The sequence below is a fragment of the Streptacidiphilus jeojiense genome (assembly GCF_000719095.1).
Classification (GTDB): Bacteria; Actinomycetota; Actinomycetes; order Streptomycetales; family Streptomycetaceae; genus Streptacidiphilus; species Streptacidiphilus jeojiensis.
This window is the reverse complement of the sequence record NZ_JOEH01000006.1, coordinates 258,869-283,398: the sequence shown is the minus strand read 5'-3', so window position 1 is coordinate 283,398 and position 24,530 is coordinate 258,869. Positions and strand designations below refer to the sequence as shown.

Sequence of the window (24,530 nt, the reverse complement as noted above, 5' to 3'; positions counted from 1 at the left end):
ATCAGGGGTGTACGGAGCACCTGGAGGGGGTGGTCGGGATGGACCGGTTCGAGGACGTGAACGTCCGGGCGGCGGGGTTGGCGCGGGCGGTGCCCGGCGCGGAGAGTGTGGCCGGGATCGCCGCGTTGGAGGGGCTGGGGTTGTCGGCGACGGCGCGGATCGATGCGCTGGTGGCGGTGGCGCGGGCGCGGTGCTGGCTGGAGGCCGTACAGATCGCCATGCTCGCCGGACTGCAGGAGCAGCCGCTGACCTGCATCCCCGGACGGCCGGATGCGTTGGGGGATTTCCTGGAGACCCAGGAGCAGGTCGCCTGTGCGCTGCGGATCTCCCCGGACACCGCGCGTGGACGCCTGGTCGAGGCCCAGCAGCTCACGAGCCGGTTCCCAACCGCTGTGGGGCTGCTGGCCCAGGGCCAGGTGCAGATCATGCACCTCAAAGCCCTGCTGGAACACACCGCCGCCCTCGACGACGAGACCGCCACCCGCGTGGAGGCCCTGGTCCTACCCAAGCTCCCGACCCAGACGGTGGGCGCGGCGCGTAAGGCGATCAGCCGCGCGGTGATCAAGGCCGACCCGGCCGGCGCCGAACAACGCCACACCCGCGCCCAGGAGGACCGGCGCACCACCCTGCAGCCCCACCCCGAGGGCATGGCCTGGTACGGCGCCCTGCTCACCGCAGGCGACGCCGCCCTGGTCGACGCCGCCGTCACCGCCCACGCCCACACCCTCAACCCCGACGGCCGCACCCTGCCGCAACGCTGCGCCGACGCCCTGGTCGAACTTGTCTCCAAAACGGGGACAACCTCAACCGCTCCTGCCCCGACCATCATCGTGACCGTCCCCTACGACACCCTGATCGGCACCGCCGACCACCCCGCCGACCTCCAGGGCCACGGCCCCATCACCCCGACCCAGGCCCGAGCACTGGCCACCCGCCCCGGCAGCATCTGGCGCCGCCTGCTCACCCACCCCACCACCGGCCAGATCCTCAAAACCGACCCCACCACCTACCGCCCCACCACCGAGGTCACCCGCCACGTGACCGCCCGCGACCCCCACTGCCGCTTCCCCGGCTGCACCCGCCCCTCCCGCCACTGCGACCTGGACCACGTCACCCCCTTCAACCACACCAACCCCCACACCGGCGGCCTGACCACCCCCGACAACCTCATCCCCCTCTGCCGCCGACACCACCTCACCAAGCACCGCGCCGGCTGGCACATCGGCTACCAGCCCGAAACCGGCACCGTCACCTGGACCGCCCCCACCGGCCACACCTACAGCGACCATGCTGCTCCGGCCGCCTAGCGGGTCCCGGCCGCTGCCGACTGCAGGGCACTGGCCAGGACCGCGCTGCCGGTCATGTCGAGCGCCTGCTCGCTGGACTGCCAGGAGCGGACGTCGTCCACGTACTCGCCGCCGTGGCCGGTGAAGGCGGTGTACGAGTCGTGCTCGCACTTCTTCATGCCGTCCTGCAGGTCGCCGAGACCTCCGGTGAAGTTGTCGGTCCCGTTGGGGCCGTTGACGACCGAGCCGGTGTCGATCGGCGCGGAGCCGTTGGTGGAGCCGGAGAGGTTGGGGATCTGCGAACCGGTGCAGTCCGGGAAGGTGGTGCCGGCGCCGACCATGAAGCTGGTGCCCCAGGCGTTGCCGCCGAGCAGCCAGTCGCGCTGCTCCCCCGCGAAGGCGGCGTACCGGCTGTCGCCGCTGACCTTGCGATAGAGGGCCTCGGTGGAGATGAAGCCGAAGCTGTGCGAGTCGACGTCGAAGTTGGTGTAGTCGCCGCCGGCACGGAAGATGTCGGCCGCCGAGGTCTTGGCGGCCGAGGCGACCTGGGCCTTGAGGTCGGCCACCAGGCCGGCCTTGGTGACGGCCAGGCCGCTCGGGCTGCCCGCCGCAGCTATCGCGCTGACCAGGTCGGCGTGGGCGAGGGCGCTGACGTCGTAGAGGTTGAGGGTGTCCTTGCCCGAGTCGCTCGCGATGTAGTCCTTGGCCCAGGTCGCCGCCTGGGTGAGGTAGGGCAGGTAGGTCGCCCTGGACCGGCCCAGGGCCTGCTGGGCCAGGGCGATCTCGGTCGCTCCCAGTTCCATCGCGTCGTGCCAGATGGACTCCGGGTAGTAGGCGTCGGGCGCTGCCGTCTCCAGGGTGCTGCCCGGCTTGGTGTTGGCCTGCGCGTAGAGGGAGGTCGCGTAGGCGAGTTCGGTGGTGGCGCCCGCGGTGTCGCCGGAGGCGGCGTCGGCCTGGGCGGCGAGTGCGAAGGAGGCGGCGACCCGGCCCACGATGTCCGGGTCGATCTTGGCGCCGGGTGCTGCGGCTTCAAAGACCGGGCGGTTCCTGGCGGCGTACTTGTCGGCGCTCGCGGTGTCGGAGTCGTCGACCTGCGGCAGCCGCCAAAGGTCGTGGTCGCCGAGGAAGGACCCGGAGGCGTTGCCGCTGCCGATGCCGACCTGGAGGTAGAGCGTCTTGGTGCCGGCGTTCCACATCTTGTTCAGCCATGTGGTGCCGTACTTCGCCTCGGCCGGGAGCGACGCGGGCGCGCTGCTGCCCAGGGCCCGGGCCGAGGCGTAGAGCAGGTCGTCGGCGTAGGCGGTGGTGAAGGTGAACTTCAGGTAGTCGCCGGCGTCGAACCAGCCGCCGGAGACGTCGACCGGGCCGCCGATCCTCGTCAGCGAGCTGTCCTTGATGATGTCGCCGTTGTCGCTGCTGGTGTCGAAGTTCGGCAGCTTGTAGACGGTCGCGGACCTGTCGTTGAGGTGCGCCGGCTTCCGCTTGAGCGCCCCGGGGATGACGTCGGAGCCGTCCCGCTGGTTCTGGTAGAAGTTGACGCCGTCGGCGACCAGGGTGCCGTAGAGCTTGGCGGCGGACTCGACCTTGAACGTGGGCGAAGTAGCGCTTGCCGCACCACTGGTGACGATGTGGTAGCTGCCGGCGGTACGCACCGACGAGAAGTCGACGGGGTAGACGTCGGGGTAGGCGGAGTTCCAGTTGCCGCGGCTGGCGCTGCCGACCTTTCCGCTGGCGACGGTGGAGCCGGCGGAGTTGAGGACCTTGTAGGTCTCCCCCGTCACGGCGGCGCTGGTCATCAGATAGGCGATCTTCGTGTCGCCGGGTGCGTAGCCCACCTGGTCGACGCGCAGCAGGCCGGTGGTCGCGGCCTGCGCGGAGGTCAGCGGCACCAGCGCCGCCGCCAGCCCGGCCGTGGCGACGGCTGCCAGCAGGGCTCTTCTTCGGGTCGGCGATCCCATGCGGAGCTCCTCGGGACACGAAACAAGTCTGTCAGTTAGTTAACTTTCCTTACTTGTTTCGGAACCGTACTGAGCCCGTGCCGGACCGTCAAGAGCGTCGGAGGACGACTCTCATCGCAGCGCCACGTGTTCGCGATGCCGCTCGATCATCCGACACAGGGTCAGTTCGCCCGGGGCGTCCCAGACTTCCTGGTTGAACAGCTCGACCTCGATCCAGCCGGTGTAGCCGGCCGCGGCCACCGCCCGGCTGAGCGGCGGGAAGTCGATCACGCCGTCGCCGACGTGGCCCCGGCCGAGCAGGGCGTCGGCGGGCAGCGGCAGGGTCCAGTCGCAGACCTGGTAGGCCGCGATCCGGGCACCGGCGCGGTCGATCTGCTGGTACAGCTCCGGGTCCCACCAGACGTGGTAGCTGTCGACCACCACGCCGACCTGCTCCACCGGGAACTGCTCGGCCAGGTCCAGCGCCTGGGCGAGGGTGGACACCACGGCCCGGTCGGCGCAGAACATCGGGTGCAGCGGTTCCACGGCCAGCCGCACGCCGTGCTCCCCGGCGTACGGGGCCAACTCGCCGAGGGCGTCCCGGACCTGCTCGCGGGCGCCGACCAGGTCCCGGCTGCCCTCCGGCAGTCCGCCGCAGACCAGCACCAGGGTGTCGGTGCCCAGCGCGGCGGCCTCCTCGATGGCGCGGCGGTTGTCCTCGATCGCACCCGGGGTGGTGAAGAACCCGCCCCGGCAGAGGCTGCTGACGCTCAGTCCGGCGTCATGGACCAGCTTCGCGGCGGCGACGGCACCGCCCGCCTCCTCGACCCTGTCCCGCCACACCCCGATCCCGCCGATGCCTGCCTCCGCGCAGCCGCGTACGGCCTCCGCCAGGGACCAGCCCCGGGTGGTCATCTGGTTCAGCGAGAGGCGTTCGATGCCCTCGGTGGTGCTGCCGGTCATCGGCCGACTCCCATCAGGTCGCAGTACTGGCGCAGTCGGGCGGCGGCCAGGTCCTCGTCGGGGAGGATCCCGGCGGCCAGGGCGAGGCGGTGCAGCTCCAGCAGGTGCACGGCGGAGCGTCCGCTCTGCGCACCGGCCACCATCCCGAAGTGGTCCTGGTGCCCGGCCAACCAGGCCAGGAAGACGATGCCGGTCTTGTATTGGAAGGTCGGCGCGGCGAACAGGTGTCGGGCCAACGGCACGGTGGGGGCCAGCAGTTCCTGGTAGCGCTCGGTGTCCCCCGCGTCGAGGGCGCGCAGCGCCGCGGCGGCCGGGACGGCGATCGGGTCGAACACGCCGAGCAGGGCGTCGCTGCCGCCCCGGATCAGCTCCGGGTAGTGGAAGTCGTCGCCGGTGTAGAGCCGGACACCGGCGGGGAGGGCGGCCCGCAGGGCGATCTCCCGGTCGGCGTCCAGCAGCGAGACCTTGATCCCGTCGATCCGGTCGGCGTGCTCCTTGATCAGTGCGAGCACGCTGTCGGCCGCTGCGTCCAGGCGGGCCCCCGGGCCGGCCCAGTAGCCGTCGAGGGCCGGGTCGAACATGGTGCCGAGCCAGTGCAGGATCACCGGCTGGCGAGTCTGCCGCAGCAGCGCGCCGTAGACCTGGTGGTAGTCCCCGGGTCCGGTTGCGGTGGCCGCGAGTTGGCGGCTCGCCATCAGGATCACCCGGGCGCCGGCGGCCTCGACCGCCTCGACCTGCTGCTCGTAGCCCGCCTGTACCGAGGCCAGGTCGGCGGCCGGGCCGGCCGGGAGGTGGTCGGTGCCGGCGCCGCAGGCGAGCAGGCCGCCGACGGCCCTTGCCTCGGCCCCACTGCGGGCGATCAGCTCGCTGGTGGCGGCCCAGTCCAGGCCCATGCCGCGCTGGGCGGTGTCCATGGCGTCGGCGACGCCGAAGCCCAGCGACCAGAGGTGGCGGCGGAAGGCGAGCGTGGCGTCCCAGTCGACGGCGGCGGGCGCGCCCGGCGCGTTGCCGCCGTAGGGGTCGGCCACCACATGGGCGGCCGCATAGGCGGTACGGGAGGAGAAGGGAGCGGAGGAGGAGTGGGTCATGGCGGGCCTCACAGCTCCAGTGCGGGGACGTCGAGGCGGCGGCCCTCGCGAGCCGAGCGCATCCCGAGTTCGGCCAGCTGGACGCCCTTGGCGCCCTCCAGCAGGTCCCAGTGGTAGTCCGAGCCGGTGACCACATGGCGCAGGAACAGCTCCCACTGCACCTTGAAGCCGTTGTCGAACACCTCGTTGTCCGGCACCTGGTGCCACTGCGAGCGGAAGTCCTCGGTGGCCGCGAGGTCGGGGTTCCACACCGGCTTGGGGGTGCCGACCCGGTGCTGGTAGCGGCAGTTGCGCAGTCCGGCGACGGCGCTGCCCTCGGTCCCGTCCACCTGGAACTCGACCAGTTCGTCGCGGTCCACCCGGACCGCCCAGGAGGAGTTGATCTGGGCGACCACGCCGCCCTCCAGCTCGAAGATCCCGTACGCCGCGTCGTCGGCGGTGGCCGGGTAGGCGGCGCCCTGCTCGTCGCGGCGCTCCGGGATGTGGGTGCTGCTGTGCGCGTAGACCGAGCGGACCGGGGCGACGATCTCGTCCAGCACGTAGCGCCAGTGCGGGAACATGTCGAGGATCATGCCTCCGCCGTCCTCGGCGCGGTAGTTCCAGGAGGGGCGCTGGGCCGACTGCCAGTCGCCCTCAAACACCCAGTAGCCGAACTCGCCCCGGACCGAGAGGATCCGGCCGAAGAAGCCGCTGTCGACCAGGCGCTTCAGCTTCAGCAGGCCCGGCAGGAAGAGCTTGTCCTGCACCACGCCGTTGCGGACGCCGGCTTCGCGGGCCGACCGGGCCAGGTCGAGCGCGCCCTCCAGGGATTCGGCGGTGGGCTTCTCGGTGTAGATGTGCTTTCCGGCGGCGATGGCGGTGCGCAGCGCCTTCTCCCGGGCCGGGGTGACCTGCGCGTCGAAGTAGACCTCGGTGATCGGGTCGGCCAGGGCGTCGTCCAGCGAGGTGGTCCAGCGCTCCAGGCCGTGGCGCTCGGCGAGGGCCCGCAGCCGGGCCTCGCTGCGGCCGACCAGGATCGGCTCGGGCCACAACAGGGTGCCGTCCTCCAGCGGGAGGCCGCCCTGCTCCCGGATGGCCAGGATCGAGCGCAGCAGGTGCTGCCGGTAGCCCATCCTCCCGGTCACGCCGTTCATCACGATGCCGATGGTCCTACGGGTCGTCATCTCTGTCCTTCCGGGTATCCAGTGCTGGAAAGCGCTTTCCAACGGTTGAACCTAGAGCGGTGCGCCGAGGAGGTCAAGAGCCTCGGACCCGGTAGCCTTCCCCTCACACAGCGCACAGCGCACCAGGCACGGCGCACGGCGACTCGTCCGATCGGAGAGGTGGAGACCATGGCGGTGACCCTGGGCCAGGTGGCCCGCCATGCCGGGGTCTCCCTGGCGACGGCCTCCCGCGCGCTGAACGGCTCCGCGCGCACCGTGGGCGACGGGCTCGCCGCCCGGGTCCGGGCCAGCGCCGACGAGCTCGGCTACCTCCCCAACGCCCCCGCCCAGGCCCTCGCCAGGGCCAGCACCGCGACCATCGGGGTGCTGCTGCACGACATCGCGGACCCGTACTTCGGCGCCCTCGCCAAGGGCGCCACCGACACGGCGGCCGACGCCGGGCTGCTCACCATGGTCCTCAACACCGGCGGCGACCCCGAGGTCGAACTGCGCTGCATCCGGATGCTGCACGCCCAGCGGGTGCGGGCGATCGTGCTGGCGGGTTCCGGCTACACCGACCCGGGCGCGACCGCCGCCATCGACGCCGCGCTCTCGCTCTACCGCGCCGAGGGCGGCGCCGTCACCGCCGTGAGCGACCACGGCGACGGGTACGACACCGTCCTGCCCGACAACCGCGGCGGCGCGGCGGCGCTCACCCGGGCCCTGCTCGACCTGGGCTACCGCCGACCGGCCGTGATCGCCGGGCCCGAGCGGTTCCGGGTGTCGGCGGAGCGGCTCGCCGGGGTCGCCGACGCGCTGGCCGAGGTCGGCCTGACCATGGATCAGATCAGGGTCGAGGAGGCCGAGTTCAGCAGGGCCGGGGGACGGGGGGCGGTGGGCCGGCTGCTGGACGGCGCCGCCGGGGGGCGGGACCGGGACCAGGGCCGTCCGGATGTGGTGCTGGCGCTGTCGGACGTCTGCGCGGTCGGCGTCCTCGCGGAGCTGCGCAAGCGCGGGATCGACGTCCCGGGCGGGATCGCCGTCGCCGGATTCGACGACATCCCGCTGGCCGCGGACCTCGCTCCGGCGCTGACCACGGTGCGGATGCCGCTGCTGCAGATGGGCGCCGAGGCCGTCGGCCTGGCACTGGGCCGCCAGGACGACGGCCCGTCCGGACCGGTGCGGACGCTGCGGCTGCCGGTCGAGCCGATGCTGCGGGCCAGCACCGGGACGCCTTGACCGCCCGGCGGCGCCGTCCTTAGCCTGAGGCTCTGGAAAGCGCTTGCCGAGCTTCCCTGAGCCAGCGCGCAGCCCGCCCGAACCCTTGGAGCCGTCCCCGCCATGCCTCCTCTCCCCCGCGTCCTGCTGTTCACCCGCACTGCCGGGTTCCGCCACGACTCCATCCCGGCCGGTATCGCCGCGCTCGGCGAGCTGGCCGCCGGCCAGGGGCTGGAGCTGACCGCGACGGAGGACCCCGGGGCCTTCACCGAGGCCGGGCTGGACGGGACCACCGCCGTGGTGTTCCTGTCGACCACCGGAGAGGTGCTGACGGATCAGGGCCGCCAGGCCCTGGAGCGGTTCCTCTCGGCCGGCGGCGGCTTCCTGGGCATCCACTCGGCCGCCGGCACCGAGTACGACTGGCCCTTCTACGGCGAGCTCCTGGGCTCGCGCTTCCACAGCCACCCGGCGGCCCAGCCCGCCGCGGTCACCGTCGAGGACCGGAACCACCCGGCCACCGCGCACCTCCCGGAACAGTGGGACTGGACCGACGAGTGGTACGACTTCCGCAGCCCGCCCCGGTCCGCCGAGGGTGTGCGGGTGCTGGCGACGGTCGACGAGAGCCGGTACCAGGGCGGCCGGATGGGCACGGACCATCCGCTGGTCTGGTGCCGCGAGCCCGAGGGGAAGGGCCGCAGCTTCTACACCGCGCTGGGCCACTTCGACGAGGCCTACTCCGACCCGGCCTTCCGCGCGCATCTGCTGGGAGCGCTGCTCTGGGTCTGCCGGCTCAAGGACTGATCCGTCGGCGGCCTATTCTGGGTCCGTGACCAGCAGCCCCTTCGCCGACCGTGCCGTCGACCGCGACTCCGCTCCCCAGTTCGTCCTGCCTCTGGTGGTCCGGATCGAGCGCACCGATCCGCCCTCCCACACCGACGCGCTGGAGACCGCCGCCCGCGCCGTGCTGACGCTGCTCTCGGACGAGCGCACCACGGCTGCGGACGGCGAGTGGGCCGAGCGCGTGCACGCCTGGGAGGACGCCAGGATCCGCAAGGTGGTCCGCCGGGCCAGGGGCGGCGAGTGGCGCAGGGCGCAGGAGCTGGACGGGATCACGCTCACCGGCAAGTCCGCCGAGGTGCGGGTGTTCGTGCCGGTCCCGCTGGACGGCTGGCCGAAGGAGTTGGCGAAGCTCCAGGTCTCCGGCACCGAGCTGGACGACCCCGAGCCGCCGGGCCCGGCCGACCCCGGGATCCCGGTGCTGTGGTTCAACCCGGAGGTGGAGATGTCCACCGGCAAGTCCATGGCGCAGGCCGGCCACGGCGCACAGCTCGCCTGGTGGGCGCTGACGGCCGATCAGCGCGTGGCGTGGCGCGACGCCGGCTTCCCGCTCGCCGTCCGCACCGCGAGCCCGGAGCAGTGGGCGGTGCTGGCCGCCTCCGAGGAGCTGCCGATGGTGCGCGACGCCGGCTTCACCGAGGTCGCTCCGGGCTCCTGCACGGTGGTCGCCGACCACCCGGCGCTGCACCGGAGTTGACCGAGGGAGAGTCGGCTGCGGCCCGAACGGCAACCGTCTGCTTTCCGCCAGGAAACCTCCAGGCAACACCACGGCCGTCCAATGGAAACTGACAGCCGATCAGAGTCGTTTGGAGGTGGGCATGATGGCCCCCTTCGCGGACTCCGACGGTTATGACGTCGCGGTCATCGGCGCGGGACTGGCCGGCGCGGCCACCGCCTGGGAGCTGGCGCGGCGCGGTGTCGCCACGCTCCTGGTCGAGGCCTTCCACCCCGGGCACCGGCAGGGCAGCTCGCACGGCAGCTCGCGGATCTTCCGGCGCAGCTACGCCGACCCGCTGTACGTGGAGCTCACCGGGCAGGCGGCGGACTGCTGGGACGAGTTGGAGTCCGACGCAGGGACGCGCCTGCGGCACCGCGTCGGCATGCTGGACTTCGGCACCCGGCGCGACCCGGTGCGCCTGGCCGAGCAGTTGGCCGCCGCCGGGGTGCCGCACGAGCTGCTGTCCGCACGGGAGGCCGCCGAGCGCTGGCCGCAGCTGCGTTACGACGGCGGCCCGGTCCTGTACCACCCCGACGCGGGCCGGCTGGACGCGGACGCGACCGTCGCCGCCTGCGTGGAGCGGGCCGTCGCCCACGGGGCGGAGCTGCGCAGCGGCACCAGGGTCAGCCGCCTGGAGCGGCTGCCCTCGGGGCAGGTACGGCTGCACGGTCCCGGCCTCGACCACGCCGTGGTGCGCGCCGAGCGGGTGGTCGTCGCGGCGGGCGCCTGGCTCCCCGGGTTCGGACTCCCGTTCCGGCTGCCGCCGCTGACCGTGAGTCAGCACGAGGTCTTCCACTTCCGGCGCCGGGAGGACCGGTGGCGGGAGGACAGCGGCCCGGAATGGCCGGCCTTCCTCCACGCGGCCGGGCTCCTGCAGGCGTACGGACTGCCCTCGGGCGCGGACGGCGGGGGCGGCGGCACGTTCAAGGTCGGGCTGTCCGGTCGCGGGCGGAGCACCACCGCGGGGACGCGCAGCGGTGTGGTCGAGCCGCTGGTCCGCCATGCGGTGAGCGACTACGTCCGGCACCGGCTCCCCGGGTTGGACCCGGAACCGGTGGCGGAATCGTCCTGCCTGATCACCTCCACCCCGACCAGGGACTTCGTGCTGGACCGGGCCGGCTCGCTGGTGATCGTCTCGGCCTGCTCCGGCCACGGCGCCAAGTTCGCCCCGCTGCTCGGCCGGATGGCGGCCGACCTGGCACTGGGCAAGTCCGTCGCCCACCCGCGCTTCGCCCTGTCGTCGGGCCCGCGGACGGCTCCCCGGTACCAGCACCAGATGTAGCTCCCGCTGACCGTCCGTCACCTTCGTGGGGCAGGCGGGTCGGTCCCGGGCCGGAGCGACCAGGCACGGCTGCCCGCCTCCCTTCGCACGTCCGGCCCTGCCACCCCGTATCGCAAAATTCCGACCGCACTGTGCCTGATCAGCGCATGGATGCCGCAACAGGCTGAGCAATCGTCAACTCGCCACCTCTTCCCTAGTGCAGATGTCCGTGATGCACTCACCGGAACCCTGTGCGATCCATTGACGGAGCCATGGCGCCTCTGTAACTTCCTGCCCGATAGCCGCAAATTCTTGTCACTACTAGTTCAGGTGTCAGGACAGGCTCTGCAAATTCCGAGTGACCCGTCCGGGCTCCTGCTCCCGCATCCCCACCCGTGTGCGACAGCACAAGCAGAGGACGAGCATGCGCAGAAGAGGAAGATCCCTGCGGGTCAGGACCGTGGTCCTGACCCTGATCGGGTTGCTGGTCTCCATGGTTCCGGTGCTGAACCTGGTGCCGGCATCCGCTGCGGGCAGCAATCTGGCCCTCGGGAAGACCGCCACCGCCAGCAGTGCCAACGGCCAGTACGTGGCCGCCAATCTCAATGACGGCAACCAGGACAGCTACTGGGAGAGCACCGGCTCTTTCCCGGCCTGGGCCCAGGTCGACCTCGGTTCGGCGACCTCCGTCAACCAGGTGGTGCTGAAGCTGCCGAGCAGTTGGGGCGCCAGGACCGAGACGCTGTCCGTGCAGGGCAGCACCGACGGCTCCACCTTCAGCACCGTGGTGGCCTCGGCCGGGTACACCTTCGACCCGTCCAGCTCCAATGCGGTGACCATCAACTTCGGGGCCACCAGCACCCGTTACCTGCGGATCAACATCACCGCCAACACCGGCTGGGCGGCCGGGCAGATCTCCGAGCTGGAGGTCTACGGCAGCGGTACCAACGGGACGTCGGCCAACCTGGCGCTGGGCAAGACCATGAGCTCCAGCGGCGTCAGCCAGACCTACGCCGCGAGCAACGCCAACGACGGCAACCAGGCCACCTACTGGGAGAGCACCAACAACGCCTTCCCGCAGTGGCTGCAGGTGGACCTCGGCGCCTCCGTCAGCGTCAACCAGGTCGTGCTGAAGGTTCCGGCCGACACCAGTTGGGCGACCAGGACGCAGACCCTGACGGTCCAGGGCAGCAGCGACGGGTCGACCTTCTCCACCCTGGTCCCCTCCGCCGGCTACACCTTCAACCCGAGCACCGGGAACACGTCGACGATCAGCTTCACGGCGACGACCACCCGGTACATCCGGATCACCATCACCGCCAACACCGGCTGGCCGGCCGGGCAGATCTCCGAGCTGGAGGTGTACGGGCCGACGAGTGGGGACACCACCCCGCCCAGCGCCCCGACCAACCTGGCCTACACCCAGCCGCAGACCGGGCAGATCGCGCTGACCTGGAGCGCCTCCACCGACAACGTCGGTGTCACCGGCTATGACATCTACGCCAACAACAGCCTGCTGACCAGCGTCGCGGGCAGTGTGCTCAGCTACACCGACACCCAGCCGGCCAGCGCGACGGTCAGCTACTTCGTGCGGGCGCACGACGCCGCCGGGAACCAGTCGGGCAACAGCAACACCGTCACCCGTACCGGACAGAGCGGCGACACCACGGCGCCGACCGCTCCGACCAACCTGGCGTACACCCAGCCGCAGAGCGGACAGATCGCGCTGACCTGGGGCGCCGCCACCGACAACGTCGGTGTCACCGGCTACGACATCTACCGCAACGGGGCCCTGGCCACCACGGTCGGCGGCTCCACGCTGACCTACACCGACGCGCAGCCGGACACCGCCACCGTCTCCTACTACGTGAAGGCGCACGACGCGGCCGGCAACCAGTCCTCGGCGTCCAACACCGTCACCCGTACCGGCAGCGGCGGGACCGGCAGCAACCTGGCCGTCGGCAAGCCGATCACCGGTACCGCCAACACCTTCACCTACGCCCCTGCCAACGCCAACGACAACGACCTGACCACCTACTTCGAGGGCTCCACCTACCCGAGCCAGCTCACCGTGAGCCTGGGCGCCAACGCCGACGTGACGTCGGTGGTCGTCAAGCTCAACCCGGACGCCGCCTGGTCCACCCGTACCCAGACCATCGCGGTCCTCGGGCGCGAGCAGAGCGCGACCGGCTTCACCACCATCGCCGCTGCGCAGACGTACACCTTCAACCCGAGCACCGGGAACAGCGTCTCCATCCCGGTCAGCGCGCGGGTCTCGGACGTCGAGCTGAGCATCACCAGCAACAGCGGCGCCCCGGGCGGGCAGGTCGCCGAGTTCCAGGTCATCGGGACCCCGGCACCCAACCCGGACCTGGTGGTCAGCTCCTCCTCCTGGTCGCCGACCTCCCCGGTGGAGACCGACCCGGTCACCGTGTCCGCCACGGTGAAGAACTCCGGTACGGCCGCTTCCGGCGCGACCAACGTCAACTTCTACCTGGGCACGACCAAGGTCGGCACCGCCGCCGTGGGCGCGCTGGCCGTCGGTGCCTCCAGCACCGTCTCGGCGAACATCGGCACCCAGACCGCCGGCAGCTACCCGCTGACGGCCAAGGTGGACGAGGCCAACACCGTCATCGAGCTCAACGACGGCAACAACAGCTACACCAACCCGACCAACCTGGTCGTGGCCCCGGTGCAGTCCTCGGACCTGATCGCCTCGGCGGTGAGCTCCAGCCCGGGCACCCCGTCCGCCGGAAACACCGTCACCTTCTCGGTGACGCTGAAGAACCAGGGCACCGTGGCCAGCGCCTCCGGTGCGCACGCCATCACGCTGACCCTGCTGGACAGCAACAACAGCGTGGTCAAGACGCTGAACGGCTCCTACAGCGGCAGCCTGGCCCCGGGGGCGACCGGCGCCCCGGTCTCCATGGGCACTTGGACCGCCGTGAACGGCAAGTACACCCTGCACACGGTCATCGCCATCGACGCCAACGAGCTGTCGGTCAAGCAGGCCAACAACATCAGTGACACCCCGTTCTACGTCGGCCGCGGCGCCAACATGCCGTACGACGTGTACGAGGCCGAGAACGGCATGATCGGCGGCGGCGCGGCCGTGGTCGGTCCCAACCGGACCATCGGCGACCTGGCCGGCGAGGCCTCCGGCCGCAAGGCGGTGACCCTGGACAGCACCGGCTCCTACGTCCAGTGGAACACCACCGACCCGACCAACACCCTGGTCACCCGCTTCAACATCCCGGACGCACCCGGCGGTGGCGGCACCACGGCCACCCTGGACGTCTACGTCAACGGAACGTTCCTGCAGACCATCACCCTCAACTCCAAGTACGAGTGGCTGTACGGAGCCGAGACCGGTCCCGGCAACGACCCGAGCGCCGGTTCGCCCCGTCACGTCTACGACGAGGCGCACATCATGCTCAACCAGACGGTGCCCGCCGACAGCGTGATCAAGCTGCAGAAGGACGCCGCCAACACCTCCCAGTACGCCATCGACTACATCAACACCGAGATGGTCGCCCCGGTGGCCAACCCCAACCCGGCCACCTACGTCACCCCGGCCGGCTTCGGGCAGCAGGACGTGCAGAACGCCCTGACCCAGGTCGCCAACGACACCACCGGCAAGCTGGTGGGCGTCTACCTGCCCGCCGGGCAGTACCAGACCACCAGCAAGTTCCAGGTCAGCGGCAAGGCGGTCAAGGTCGTCGGCGCCGGTCCCTGGTACACCCAGTTCAACGCCCCGACCACGCAGGACAACACGGACGTCGGCTGGTCCGTGCAGTCCAGCGCCAACGGGTCCTCGTTCAGCGGCTTCGGCTGGTTCGGCGACTACACCTCCCGCATCGACGGGCCGGGCAAGGTCTTCGACCTGACCGACGTCTCCAACCTCACCATCGACAACATCTGGATCGAGCACCAGGTGGTCGCGATCTGGGGTACCCATGTCACCGGCCTGACCGCCACCAACATGCGGATCCGCGACACCTTCGCCGACGGCATCAACCTCACCAACGGCAGCTCGGGCAACCTGGTCAGCAATGACGAGGCGAGGTCCACCGGCGACGACAGCTTCGCGCTGTTCGCGGCCCAGGACCACAACTCCTCGGACCTGACCAACAACACCTTCCAGAACCTGTCCGCGCTCACCCCCTGGCGCGCGGCCGGCATCGCCGTCTACGGCGGCGAGAACAACATCATGCAGAACCTGTACGTGGCCGACACGCTCACCTACGCGGGCATCACCATCAGCTCGCTGAACTTCGGCTACCCGTTCCAGGGCTTCGGCACCCAGCCGACGACCATCCAGAACGTCTCGCTGGTACGCGACGGCGGGCACTTCTGGAACGGCCAGGTGTTCCCGGCGATCTGGGTCTTCTCGGCGACCCAGCCGTTCCAGGGGATCAGGGTGAACAGCGTCGACATCACCGACCCGACCTACTCCGGGATCATGTTCCAGACGGACTACGTGGGCAGCACCGCGCAGTACCCGGTCACCGACACCATCTTCACCGACGTGTCGATCACCGGGGCGCAGCAGAGCGGTGACGCCTACAACGCCAAGTCCGGCTACGGCATCTGGGCCAACCAGCTGCCCGAGGCGGGGCAGGGTCCGGCGGTGGGCACGGCGGTGTTCAACCACCTCACCGAGAGCAACAACTACGTCAACATCCAGAACACCACCTCCACGTTCACCATCACTGTGAACCCGTAGGCACGGCCTGACCGAAGGTGCGGGGGCGCTCCCAGCCGGGGGCGCCCCCGCACCATTGCTTATGCCAACTAATGTTCATACGATGATCAGGTGCGTGTATCCGACACCCTTCCCCTGAGCCCGCGCTACAAGTGGGTCGCGCTGTCCAACACCACTCTCGGCGTCTTCATGGCCACCCTGGACGCCTCGATCGTCATCATCGCCATGCCGGCTATCTTCCGGGGCATCGGCCTGGACCCGCTGGCCCCCGGCAACATCAGCTACCTGCTCTGGCTGATCATGGGATACCTGCTGGTCACCGCGGTGCTGGTGGTGGCCCTCGGCCGGCTCGGGGACATCTACGGCCGGGTCAGGATCTACAACCTGGGCTTCGCGGTGTTCAGCGCCACCTCGCTGGCGCTGTCGCTGGACCCGATGCACGGCGCCGGCGGCGCGCTCTGGCTGATCGGCTTCCGCATCCTGCAGGCCGTCGGTGGCGCCATGCTGATGGCCAACTCCGCCGCGATCCTCACCGACGCCTTCCCCACCGAGCAGCGCGGCATGGCGCTGGGCGTCAACCAGATCGCCGGCCTGGCCGGGCAGTTCCTCGGCCTGGTCGCCGGCGGGCTGCTGGCCACCGTGGACTGGCGGGCCATCTTCTGGGTCAACGTCCCGATCGGCGTCGTCGGCACCGTCTGGTCCTACCGCAGCCTGCGCGAGATCGGCGCCAAGCGCTCGGCCGGCATCGACTGGGCCGGGAACCTCACCTTCACCTGCGGCGCGCTGGCCCTGCTGGCCGGGATCACCTACGGCATCCAGCCCTACGGCGGCCACCCGACCGGCTGGACCAACCCGATGGTGCTGGCCATGCTGGGCGGCGGGGTGCTGCTGCTGGCGGTGTTCGGGCTGGTGGAGAACCGGGTCGCCGATCCGATGTTCCATCTGGGGCTGTTCCGGATCAGGGCCTTCGCGGCCGGCAACGCCGCCTCGCTGCTGACCGCGATCGCCCGCGGCGGGCTGCAGTTCATGCTGATCATCTGGCTGCAGGGGGTGTGGCTGCCGCTGCACGGCTACGCCTACGAGTCCACCCCGCTGTGGGCCGGGATCGCACTGATCCCGCTCACCGCCGGCTTCCTGATCGCCGGACCGGTCAGCGGCTACCTCTCGGACCGCTTCGGCGCGCGCACCTTCGCCAGCAGCGGCCTGCTGCTGATGGCCGCCTCCTTCGTCGGGCTGCTGTTCCTGCCGGTCGACTTCTCCTACCCGGTCTTCGCCGTCATCGTCTTCGCCAACGGCATCGGCCAGGGCATGTTCTCCGCGCCCAACACCTCCGCCATCATGGGCAGCGTGCCGCCGGAGCGGCGCGGCGCGGCCTCGGGGATGCGGGCCACCTTCCAGAACTCCGGGATGTCGCTGTCCATCGGCATCTTCTTCTCGCTGATGGTCACCGGACTGGCCGGATCCCTGCCGCAGACGCTCAGTTCGGGCCTGCAGGCACAGGGCGTGCCCGGCCCGGTGGCCGGCCAGGTCGCCTCGCTGCCACCGGTCTCCACCCTGTTCGCCGCCTTCCTGGGGCAGAACCCGGTCGGCCACCTGCTGGCGCCCTCGGGCGTGCTGAAGACCCTCCCCCGGCACAACGCCGACACCCTGACCGGCACCCAGTTCTTCCCGCACCTCATCTCGGGGCCGCTGCACCACGGGCTGGCGGTGGTCTTCATCGCCGCCGCGGCCATGGCCGTGGTCGCCGCCACCGCCTCGCTGCTGCGCGGCCGGGACACCCACCGGGACGGCGGTCGCGGCACGGACCGCTCGCCGAAGCCCGCCCCGGTCCGGGATGATGCTGCGCACCAGGCCTGACGGCCTGACCGCCCGCGTCAGCAGGAAGGCCCTCCGTCGTGTTCAAGCCCGACCTCCCGCTGGATCCCAAGGCCAAGCACCATCCCGTGGTGCTGGCCCACGAGGCCCGGCGCGCCTCCGACCTGCAGGTACGGATCGCCGATGCGATCACCAAGTTCGCCGGCTCGATGCTCTTCGTCTATCTGCACGCGGTGCTGTTCACGGTGTGGATGCTGTGGGTGGAGCGCAGCCCCTGGCCGACGCTGACCCTGGTGGTCTCGCTGGAGGCGATCTTCCTGTCCACCTTCGTGATGATCGGTCAGAACCGGCAGGCCGCCTTCCAGCAGGCCAAGGCCGACCACGACTTCGTCGAGCAGGAGCTGGAGCTCAAGACCAACACCGAGCTCACCCGCGCCATCCACGCCATGACCACCGAGCTGCACCGCCGCCTGATGGCCCAGCAGCAGGACGGCGGCTGACCCGCTGCCCCGGCGTACCGGTCGGCCCCGGGGTCAGTCCTGGCCGAGGACCGACCCGACCAGGTCGCGGGCCTCCTGCTGGACCCGGGCCAGGTGGTCGGCGCCCTGGAAGCTCTCGGCGTAGATCTTGTAGACGTCCTCGGTGCCGGAGGGGCGGGCCGCGAACCAGGCGGAGTCGGTGCAGACCTTGAGGCCGCCGATGGCGGCGTCGTTGCCCGGCGCGCGGGTGAGCACCGCGGTGATCGGCTCGCCGGCCAGCTCCCCGGCGGTGACCTGGTCCGCCGACAGGGCCGCCAGGGCGGCCTTCTGCTCGCGGGTCGCCGGGGCGTCCACCCGGGCGTAGGCGGGGGCGCCGAAGCGGTCGGTGAGGGCCGCGTAGTGCTCGGAGGGGGTGCTGCCGGTGACCGCGGTGATCTCGGAGGCCAGCAGCGCCAGCAGGATGCCGTCCTTGTCGGTGGTCCAGGTGGAGCCGTCGCGGCGCAGGAAGGACGCGCCCGCCGACTCCTCGCCGCCGAAGGCGACGCTGCCGTCGGTCAGCCCGGGGACGAACCACTTGAAGCCGACCGGGACCTCGTCCAGCCGGCGGCCCAGGTCCGCGGCCACCCGGTCGATCATCGAGGAGGAGACCAGGGTCTTGCCGATCCCGGCGCCCTGCGGCCAGCCCTCGCGGTGCCGGTAGAGGTAGGAGATGGCGACGGCCAGGTAGTGGTTGGGGTTCATCAGCCCGGCGTCGGGGGTGACGATGCCGTGGCGGTCGGCGTCGGCGTCGTTGCCGGTGGCGATGCGGTACTCGTCCCGCTTGGAGATCAGCGAGGCCATGGCGTACGGGGAGGAGCAGTCCATCCGGATCCTGCCGTCCCAGTCCAGGGTCATGAACCGCCAGGTCGGGTCGGTCTCCGGGTTGACCACGGTCAGGTCGAGCCGGTGCTGCTCGGCGATCCGGCCCCAGTAGGCCACCGAGGCCCCGCCCAGCGGGTCGGCGCCGATGCGGATGCCGGCCTCGCGGACCGCGTCCAGGTCCAGCACCGAGGGCAGGTCGGCCACGTAGGAGCCGAGGAAGTCGAAGCGGCCGGTGGTGTCGGCGGCCAGGGCCCGGGTGTAGGGGATCCGGCGGACCTCCGACATGCCCTTCTCGATCAGCTCGTTGGCGCGGTCCTGGATCCAGGAGGTCGCGGCCGAGTCGGCCGGGCCGCCGTGCGGGGGGTTGTACTTGAAGCCGCCGTCGCCGGGCGGGTTGTGCGAGGGGGTGACCACGATGCCGTCGGCCAGGGCCGCCGCGCTGTTCACGACGGTGCGGCCGCGGTTGTACGAGACGATGGCGTGGGAGACGGCCGGGGTGGGCGTGTAGCCGTCCTCGCTGTCGAGCAGGACGGTGACGCCGTTGGCCGCCAGCACCTCCAGGGCGGTGGCCCGGGCCGGCTCGGACAGGGCGTGGGTGTCGATGCCCAGGTACAGCGGCCCGGTGGTGCCCTGCCGGGCCCGGTAGTCGCAGACCGCCTGGCTGGTGGCGGCGATGTGGGCCTCGTTGAAGGCGGTGGCGAAGGAGGAGCCGCGGTGGCCCGAGGTGCCGAAGGCGACCCGCTGGGCCGGGTCGGCGAGGTCCGGGGTGAGCGAGTAGTAGGCGGTCACCAGCCGGGCGACATCCACCAGGTCCCCGGGCTGGGCCGGCTGACCGGCTCGATCGTGCACCATCGCTGCTCCTTCGTGTCCGTGCTGTCGGTCGCGCGTCGTGTACCGCTCCATCATGATCGATGGGAGCGACGGGAGGTGCTGCCCGGACATCATGCCCGCTGGTCGTGCGTTCGATCCCCGCAGCGCGCTCCGATCGCCGACGACACCCCGCCGACCCGGCACTGACCTGCGTACTTCCACTGGTACCGACCCGGATGCAGCGATTCGCACAGGGAGACGAGAGGATACCCGGGTGTCTACCGACCTGCCGGTTCCGCCCGGCTCCGATGAAGCTCCCGTGAACTCGCGGGAGAGTGCGTCCGAAGACGTGCGAACCCCGAAGACCCGGCGCCTCAGATGGCGCTGGCGCTCGACCTGGCAGTGGGAGATCCTCCTGGTCGTCTACGCCGTCTACGACGGCAGCCGGCTGCTGGTGCACGGCAAGCAGGACGTGGCCGAACAGCACGGCCGGGACATCCTCTCGGTCGAGCGGCACCTGGGCCTCAGCCCGGAGCACTGGCTGAACCACGCCTTCTACGACCACGCCTGGCTCGGCATACCCGCCGACTACATGTACGCCACGCTGCACTACATCCTCACCGTGGTGGTGCTGTTCTGGCTGTGGAAGTCCCACCGCGAGGCCTACCGGCAGGCCCGCACCTGGCTGGGGCTCACCACCATGCTCGGCCTGGTCGGCTTCATCACCTTCCCGACGGCGCCGCCGCGGATGCTGGGCGGTTCCTACGACTTCGTGGACACCCTGGCCGAGCATGCCTCGATCGGCTGGTGGGGCGGGGGCGGCGGGACGCCCAAGGGGTTCGGCAACGTCACCAACGAGTTCGCGGCGATGCCGAGCCTGCACGTCGGCTGGGCGCTCTGGTGCGGGCTGCTGCTGTTCCGCTACAGCAGGTCCCGGGTGGTGCGGGTGCTGGGCCTGGCCTACCCGGCGGTGATAGCCATGGTGGTCATGGGCACCGCCAACCACTACCTGCTGGACGCCGTCGCGGGCGTCGCGGTGACACTGCTGGGTCTCTGGGCCACCGGTCCGCTGCTGCGGCTGACCGGCCGCCTGCGCCGCCGCGGGGGCGGCGCAGGCAAGGTGGCGGCGGCCCATCTGCCGTCCCAGCGGACCTCGGTGGAGGACACGGAGAGCGTGGAGGCGGCCGGCCGCCGCAGCTGAAGGATCTTCGCGCACTCCTGCCGCCCGGACATCCGTACGACTACGATGCTTCTGGCGCACGGCCCCGGGGGCAGGGGCGGCGCACGGGGCGGCAGAGGCGGGGGCAGGGGCATGGCGGAGGCTTGGAACAGTCCGATGGCCGAGGTGCCGGAGCGCACCGTGCTGGACACCGGGGTTCCGCACATCGCCCGGGTCTACGACTACTGGCTCGGCGGCAAGGACAACTTCGCCGCCGACCGGGAGGTCGGCGACCAGGTCCTGGCCACCGGCAACGCCGTGACCGAGAACGTCCGGGCCAACCGCGCCTTCCTCGGCCGGGCGGTGCGGTACCTCTCCGCGGAGGCCGGGGTCCGGCAGTTCCTGGACATCGGTACCGGGCTCCCCTCCGTCGACAGCACCCACGAGGTGGCCCAGCTGATCGCCCCGGAGTCGCGGATCGCCTACGTCGACAACGACCCGATCGTGCTGGCCCATGCCCGGGCCCTGCTGACCAGCCACCCGGACGGCGCGACCTGCTACATCCACGCCGACGCCAGGGACACCGCGACGGTGCTGGCCGAGGCGGCCCGGGTGCTGGACTTCGACCGGCCGGTGGCGGTGATGATGGTCGGCCTGCTGCACTGCATCCCGGACGAGGACGATCCGGCCGGCCTGGTCGCGACGGTGCTGGACGCGGTGGCCCCGGGCAGCTATCTGACGGTGTCCCAGCCGGCCGCCGACATCCACACCGAGGTGATGGCCAGCACCGCCGCGGTGATGCGGGCGCTGATGCCGCAGAAGATCACCTACCGGACCCGGGAGCAGGTCGCCCGCTTCCTCGACGGCGTCGAGCTCCTGGAGCCCGGCCTGGTCTCGGCCCCGCACTGGCGCCCCGCGGCGGGGGCGGACCCCACTCCGCGGTCGGTGTGGGCCGGGATGGGGATCAAGCGGTAACGGGGCAGCACCCCAGGGGCGCGGGGCTCTGCTGATGCAACAGCGTGCGCGTGAAACCAGCTACGGTCCGCAGCCGAAGACCCCTCAGGGCTGCAGTCTGCGGGCGCGGGCGTCCAGGTAGCGCTGCTCCGGCAGGCTGCGGGTGCGCCGCGCCGCCGTGCGGTACGCCTCCCTGGCCGCGTCGCGCTCCCCCACCGCCTCCAGCAGATGGCCGCGCACGGCGTGCAGCATGTGGTTGTCGGCCAGCGCCGCGCTCTCCCGCTCCAGCGCCGCCAGCAGGTCGAGCCCGGCCTGCGGACCGCTGACCTCGGCCAGGGCCACCGCCCGGTTGAGGGTGACCACCGGGTTGGGGGTGAGCCGCTCCAGCGTCTCGTACAGGGCCAGGATCTGCGGCCAGTCGGTCTTCTCCGCGGACTCCGCCTCGTCGTGCACGGCGGCGATGGCCGCCTGCACCTGGTACGGGCCGAGCCGGGTGCTGGTCAGCGCCCGGGTGATCAGGTCGACGCCCTCGGAGACCAGCGCGGCGTCCCAGCGGCTGCGGTCCTGCTCCGCCAGCGGCACCAGGTTCCCCTGGGCGTCGGTGCGGGTCGCCCGGCGGGCGTCGGTGAGCAGCATCAGTGCCAGCAGGCCCTGGACCTCGCCGTCCAGCGGGGCGACGGTGCGCAGCTGCCTGGTCAGCCGGATCGCCTCGGCGGTCAGGTCGAGGCGCTGCAGGCTGCTGCCGGCGGAGGTGCCGTACCCCTCGTTGAATATCAGGTAGAGCACGTGCAGCACGGCCTTCAGCCGTTCCGGGCGGTCCTCGGGTTCGGGCATGGCGAAGGTCGCGCCGGCGTCGCGGATCCGCTGCTTGGCGCGGCTGATCCGCTGGGCCATGGTCGCCTCGGGGACCAGGAAGGCGCGGGCGATCTCGGCGGTGGTGAGCCCGCCGACGGCGCGCAGGGTCAGCGCGATCTGCGAGGGCGCGGTGAGCACCGGGTGGCAGCAGAGGAAGAGCAGGGCGAGGGTGTCGTCGGTCCCGCTGTCGGCCTGCTCCTCCGGCCCTGGAGCAAGCATCTCGGCTGCCGGGGTGGCCGCCATCAGCCTCCGCTCGCGCTCCCGACGAGCGCTCTCGCTGCGGATCTGGTCGATCAGCCGGCGTGAGGCCACGGTGAACAGCCAGCCCTGCGGGTTGTCCGGCACACCCTCCTCCGGCCACCGCAACACGCCTGCGAGCAGCGCCTCCGCCACGGCGTCCTCGCAGGCGTCGAACTGGCCGTAGCGGCGCACCAGCGCGCCGAGGACCCGCGGCGCCAGCCGCTGCAGCAGGTCCTCGACGCGCCGGTCGCCGGTCCGTTCCGTGGTCACAGCTGGGGGGCCGCCTCGTTCATGACCGGCCACAGCTCGACCGCGTTCTCGGCGGCGTAGGGCATCTCGGCGGCGATCTCCAGCGCCCTGGCCTCGTCCACGCAGTCCAGCAGGTAGTAGCTGGCCAGGTACTCCTTGGTCTCCAGGTAGGGCCCGTCGGTGACGGCCGGCGCCCCGGCCCGCACCCGGACGGTCTTGGCCTGGACGGCGTCGGCGAGGCCGTAGGCGCCGAGCAGTTCGCCGGTCTCGAAGAACTTCCTGTTGAAGGCGTCGACCGCGGCGATGGCCTTGGGCCACTCCTCGGCGGGGTAGGCGCTCCAGGTCTCCTGGTTGCCGTAGATCATCAGCATGAACTTCATGGGGACTCACTCCTCGCGGTGTCGGCACCCCTGCTGGGGAGCCTTTCACAGCGAGGTCGACGCCGCAGGCCGCCGCTCGACACCAAGGGCGGAGGTTCTTGGAAATCTTTTCGCCGGCCCGCCGTCAGTCCCGCATCCGGTCGATCTGGCGGATCTTGTTGGTCGCGTCCAGCGCCGCGACCTTGTAGGACTCGGCCAGGGTCGGATAGTTGAAGACCGCGTCCACCAGGTAGTCCACGGTACCGCCGCAGCCCATCACGGCCTGGCCGATGTGGATCAGCTCGGTCGCCCCGGTGCCGAAGCAGTGCACGCCGAGCAGCTTGCGGTCCTCCGGGGAGACCAGCAGCTTGAGCATGCCGTGGGCGTCGCCGATGATCTGGCCGCGGGCCAGCTCGCGGTAGCGGGCCACGCCGACCTCGAAGGGGACGCAGTCCTCGGTGAGCTGGTCCTCGGTGCGGCCGACGTAGCTGATCTCCGGGATGGTGTAGATCCCGATCGGCTGCAGCTCGGGCATCGGGTTCACCGGCTCGCCGCAGGCGTGGTACGCCGCCGTGCGACCCTGCTCCATCGAGGTCGCGGCCAGTGCCGGGAAGCCGATGACGTCGCCGACCGCGTAGATGTGCGGGACGGAGGTGCGGAAGTGCTCGTCCACGGCTATCCGGCCGCGGGCGTCCGCCGACAGCCCCGCCTTCTCCAGGTCGAGGCCGTCGGTCAGCCCCTGCCGGCCGGCCGAGTACATCACCGCGTCGGCGGGGATCTTCTTGCCGCTCTCCAGCACCGTCAGGGCCCCGCGCGGATGCCGCTCCACCGCCGCGACCTTCTCGCCGAAACGGAAGGTCACCGCCAGGTCCCGCAGGTGGTAGCGGAGCGCCTCCACCACCTCCTCGTCGCAGAACTCCAGCATCCTGGCCCGCTGCTCGACCACGGTCACCTTGCTGCCCAGCGCGGCGAACATGGAGGCGTACTCCAGCCCGATCACCCCGGCGCCGACGATCACCATGGAGCGCGGCACCCGCTCCAGGTTGATGACGTTGTCGGAATCCAGGATGGTCTGCTCGTCGAACTCCACCAGGTCGGGACGGGCTGGCCGGGTGCCGGTGGCGATGACGATGTTCTCCGCCGTCAGCAGCCGCTCCTGGCCGGCGATATCGGTCACCAGGACGGAGTGCTGGTCGGCGAAGCGGCCGGTCCCGGCGATCAGCGAGATCTGGTTGCGGGAGAGCTGACTGCGGATCACATCCACTTCCCGGCCGACCACGTGCTGGGTCCTGGCGGTAAGGTCGGCGACGGTGATCTCGTCCTTGAGCCGGTAGCTCTGCCCGTACAGGTCGCGCTGGGTCAGCCCGGTGAGGTAGAGCACCGCCTCGCGCAGCGTCTTGGACGGGATGGTGCCGGTGTGGATGGACACCCCGCCGACCCGGTCGGGGCGATCGACGACGGCGACCCTGCGGCCGAGCTTGGCGGCGGCGATGGCGGCCTTCTGGCCGCCGGGTCCGGAACCGATGACGAGCATGTCGAATTCGGGCACGGTGACGAGTCTGACAGCGGATCACGCCCCAGCGGAAGAACGGAC

The 24,530-nt window shown here is 71.2% G+C and carries 18 protein-coding genes; 10 read left to right on the top strand and 8 right to left on the bottom strand.

What is annotated here, in order from left to right; genetic code table 11:
- Nucleotides 1-38 precede the first annotated feature (38 nt).
- Nucleotides 39-1,307: an HNH endonuclease signature motif containing protein gene (locus IF29_RS0109715; protein WP_063757467.1), complete on the top strand. Its 1,269-nt coding sequence runs from the start codon at nt 39-41 to the stop codon at nt 1,305-1,307.
- Here IF29_RS0109715 and IF29_RS0109710 read toward each other — a convergent pair.
- The 4 genes from IF29_RS0109710 to IF29_RS0109695 all read right to left on the bottom strand — a co-directional run bounded on the left by IF29_RS0109710 (nt 1,304) and on the right by IF29_RS0109695 (nt 6,437).
- Nucleotides 1,304-3,244 (bottom strand): glycoside hydrolase family 9 protein, encoded by a 1,941-nt coding sequence (locus tag IF29_RS0109710; protein WP_030252380.1) that lies wholly within the window; start codon nt 3,242-3,244, stop codon nt 1,304-1,306. The genes IF29_RS0109715 and IF29_RS0109710 overlap by 4 nt on opposite strands.
- Before the next feature lie 111 nt (nt 3,245-3,355).
- The gene (locus tag IF29_RS0109705; RefSeq protein ID WP_030252378.1) at nt 3,356-4,186 is read right to left on the bottom strand and encodes a sugar phosphate isomerase/epimerase family protein; all 831 of its coding nucleotides are present in this window, start codon (nt 4,184-4,186) and stop codon (nt 3,356-3,358) included.
- Nucleotides 4,183-5,274, bottom strand: a complete 1,092-nt coding sequence (locus tag IF29_RS0109700; protein WP_037594697.1) for a dihydrodipicolinate synthase family protein — start codon at nt 5,272-5,274, stop codon at nt 4,183-4,185. Before IF29_RS0109700 ends, IF29_RS0109705 begins: the two co-directional genes overlap by 4 nt.
- An 8-nt stretch (nt 5,275-5,282) precedes the next feature.
- Nucleotides 5,283-6,437: a Gfo/Idh/MocA family protein gene (locus IF29_RS0109695; protein ID WP_030252372.1), complete on the bottom strand. Its 1,155-nt coding sequence runs from the start codon at nt 6,435-6,437 to the stop codon at nt 5,283-5,285.
- A gap of 168 nt (nt 6,438-6,605) precedes the next feature.
- Between IF29_RS0109695 and IF29_RS0109690 the strand changes: the two genes are divergently transcribed.
- The 7 genes from IF29_RS0109690 (at nt 6,606) to IF29_RS0109660 (ending at nt 17,470) form a co-directional block, all read left to right on the top strand.
- The gene (locus tag IF29_RS0109690) at nt 6,606-7,655 is read left to right on the top strand and encodes a LacI family DNA-binding transcriptional regulator (RefSeq protein WP_030252371.1); all 1,050 of its coding nucleotides are present in this window, start codon (nt 6,606-6,608) and stop codon (nt 7,653-7,655) included.
- A gap of 102 nt (nt 7,656-7,757) precedes the next feature.
- Nucleotides 7,758-8,435: a ThuA domain-containing protein gene (locus tag IF29_RS0109685; RefSeq protein WP_030252368.1), complete on the top strand. Its 678-nt coding sequence runs from the start codon at nt 7,758-7,760 to the stop codon at nt 8,433-8,435.
- 25 nt (nt 8,436-8,460) lie between these two features.
- A complete protein-coding gene (locus IF29_RS0109680; protein WP_030252366.1) occupies nt 8,461-9,168 on the top strand; it encodes a peptidyl-tRNA hydrolase in 708 nt (235 codons plus the stop codon).
- Between the two features lie 121 nt (nt 9,169-9,289).
- A complete protein-coding gene (locus tag IF29_RS0109675; protein ID WP_063757464.1) occupies nt 9,290-10,471 on the top strand; it encodes an FAD-dependent oxidoreductase in 1,182 nt (393 codons plus the stop codon).
- A gap of 403 nt (nt 10,472-10,874) precedes the next feature.
- Nucleotides 10,875-15,176 carry a discoidin domain-containing protein gene (locus IF29_RS0109670; RefSeq protein ID WP_030252362.1) on the top strand — a complete coding sequence of 1,434 codons (4,302 nt, stop codon included), beginning with the start codon at nt 10,875-10,877 and terminating at the stop codon, nt 15,174-15,176.
- A 168-nt stretch (nt 15,177-15,344) separates the two neighbouring features.
- Nucleotides 15,345-17,012 (top strand): MFS transporter, encoded by a 1,668-nt coding sequence (locus IF29_RS0109665; protein ID WP_084713846.1) that lies wholly within the window; start codon nt 15,345-15,347, stop codon nt 17,010-17,012.
- A gap of 38 nt (nt 17,013-17,050) precedes the next feature.
- Complete coding sequence (locus IF29_RS0109660; protein ID WP_232242085.1) at nt 17,051-17,470, top strand: DUF1003 domain-containing protein; 420 nt, start codon at nt 17,051-17,053, stop codon at nt 17,468-17,470.
- Nucleotides 17,471-17,503: 33 nt separating this feature from the next.
- Here IF29_RS0109660 and pgm read toward each other — a convergent pair whose 3' ends face one another.
- Entirely contained in the window at nt 17,504-19,162 is a 1,659-nt protein-coding gene (gene pgm, locus IF29_RS0109655) for a phosphoglucomutase (alpha-D-glucose-1,6-bisphosphate-dependent) (protein ID WP_030252356.1), read from the bottom strand.
- Between the two features lie 307 nt (nt 19,163-19,469).
- Here pgm and IF29_RS0109650 point away from each other — a divergent pair, with 307 nt between their 5' ends.
- Together IF29_RS0109650 and IF29_RS0109645 are read left to right on the top strand one after the other, a co-directional pair.
- A complete protein-coding gene (locus IF29_RS0109650; RefSeq protein ID WP_063757463.1) occupies nt 19,470-20,321 on the top strand; it encodes a phosphatase PAP2 family protein in 852 nt (283 codons plus the stop codon).
- A gap of 111 nt (nt 20,322-20,432) precedes the next feature.
- Nucleotides 20,433-21,254 carry an SAM-dependent methyltransferase gene (locus tag IF29_RS0109645; RefSeq protein ID WP_232242084.1) on the top strand — a complete coding sequence of 274 codons (822 nt, stop codon included), beginning with the start codon at nt 20,433-20,435 and terminating at the stop codon, nt 21,252-21,254.
- Between the two features lie 84 nt (nt 21,255-21,338).
- Here the strand turns inward: IF29_RS0109645 and IF29_RS0109640 are convergent, their stop codons facing one another.
- From IF29_RS0109640 to sthA, 3 genes are all read right to left on the bottom strand, one after another.
- Nucleotides 21,339-22,598, bottom strand: a complete 1,260-nt coding sequence (locus tag IF29_RS0109640) for an RNA polymerase sigma factor (protein WP_030252350.1) — start codon at nt 22,596-22,598, stop codon at nt 21,339-21,341.
- The gene (locus IF29_RS0109635) at nt 22,595-22,957 is read right to left on the bottom strand and encodes a YciI family protein (protein WP_030252348.1); all 363 of its coding nucleotides are present in this window, start codon (nt 22,955-22,957) and stop codon (nt 22,595-22,597) included. Before IF29_RS0109635 ends, IF29_RS0109640 begins: the two co-directional genes overlap by 4 nt.
- A gap of 124 nt (nt 22,958-23,081) precedes the next feature.
- Nucleotides 23,082-24,485, bottom strand: coding sequence for a Si-specific NAD(P)(+) transhydrogenase (sthA, locus tag IF29_RS0109630; protein ID WP_030252346.1), 1,404 nt, complete (start codon nt 24,483-24,485; stop codon nt 23,082-23,084).
- Nucleotides 24,486-24,530: the final 45 nt, after the last annotated feature.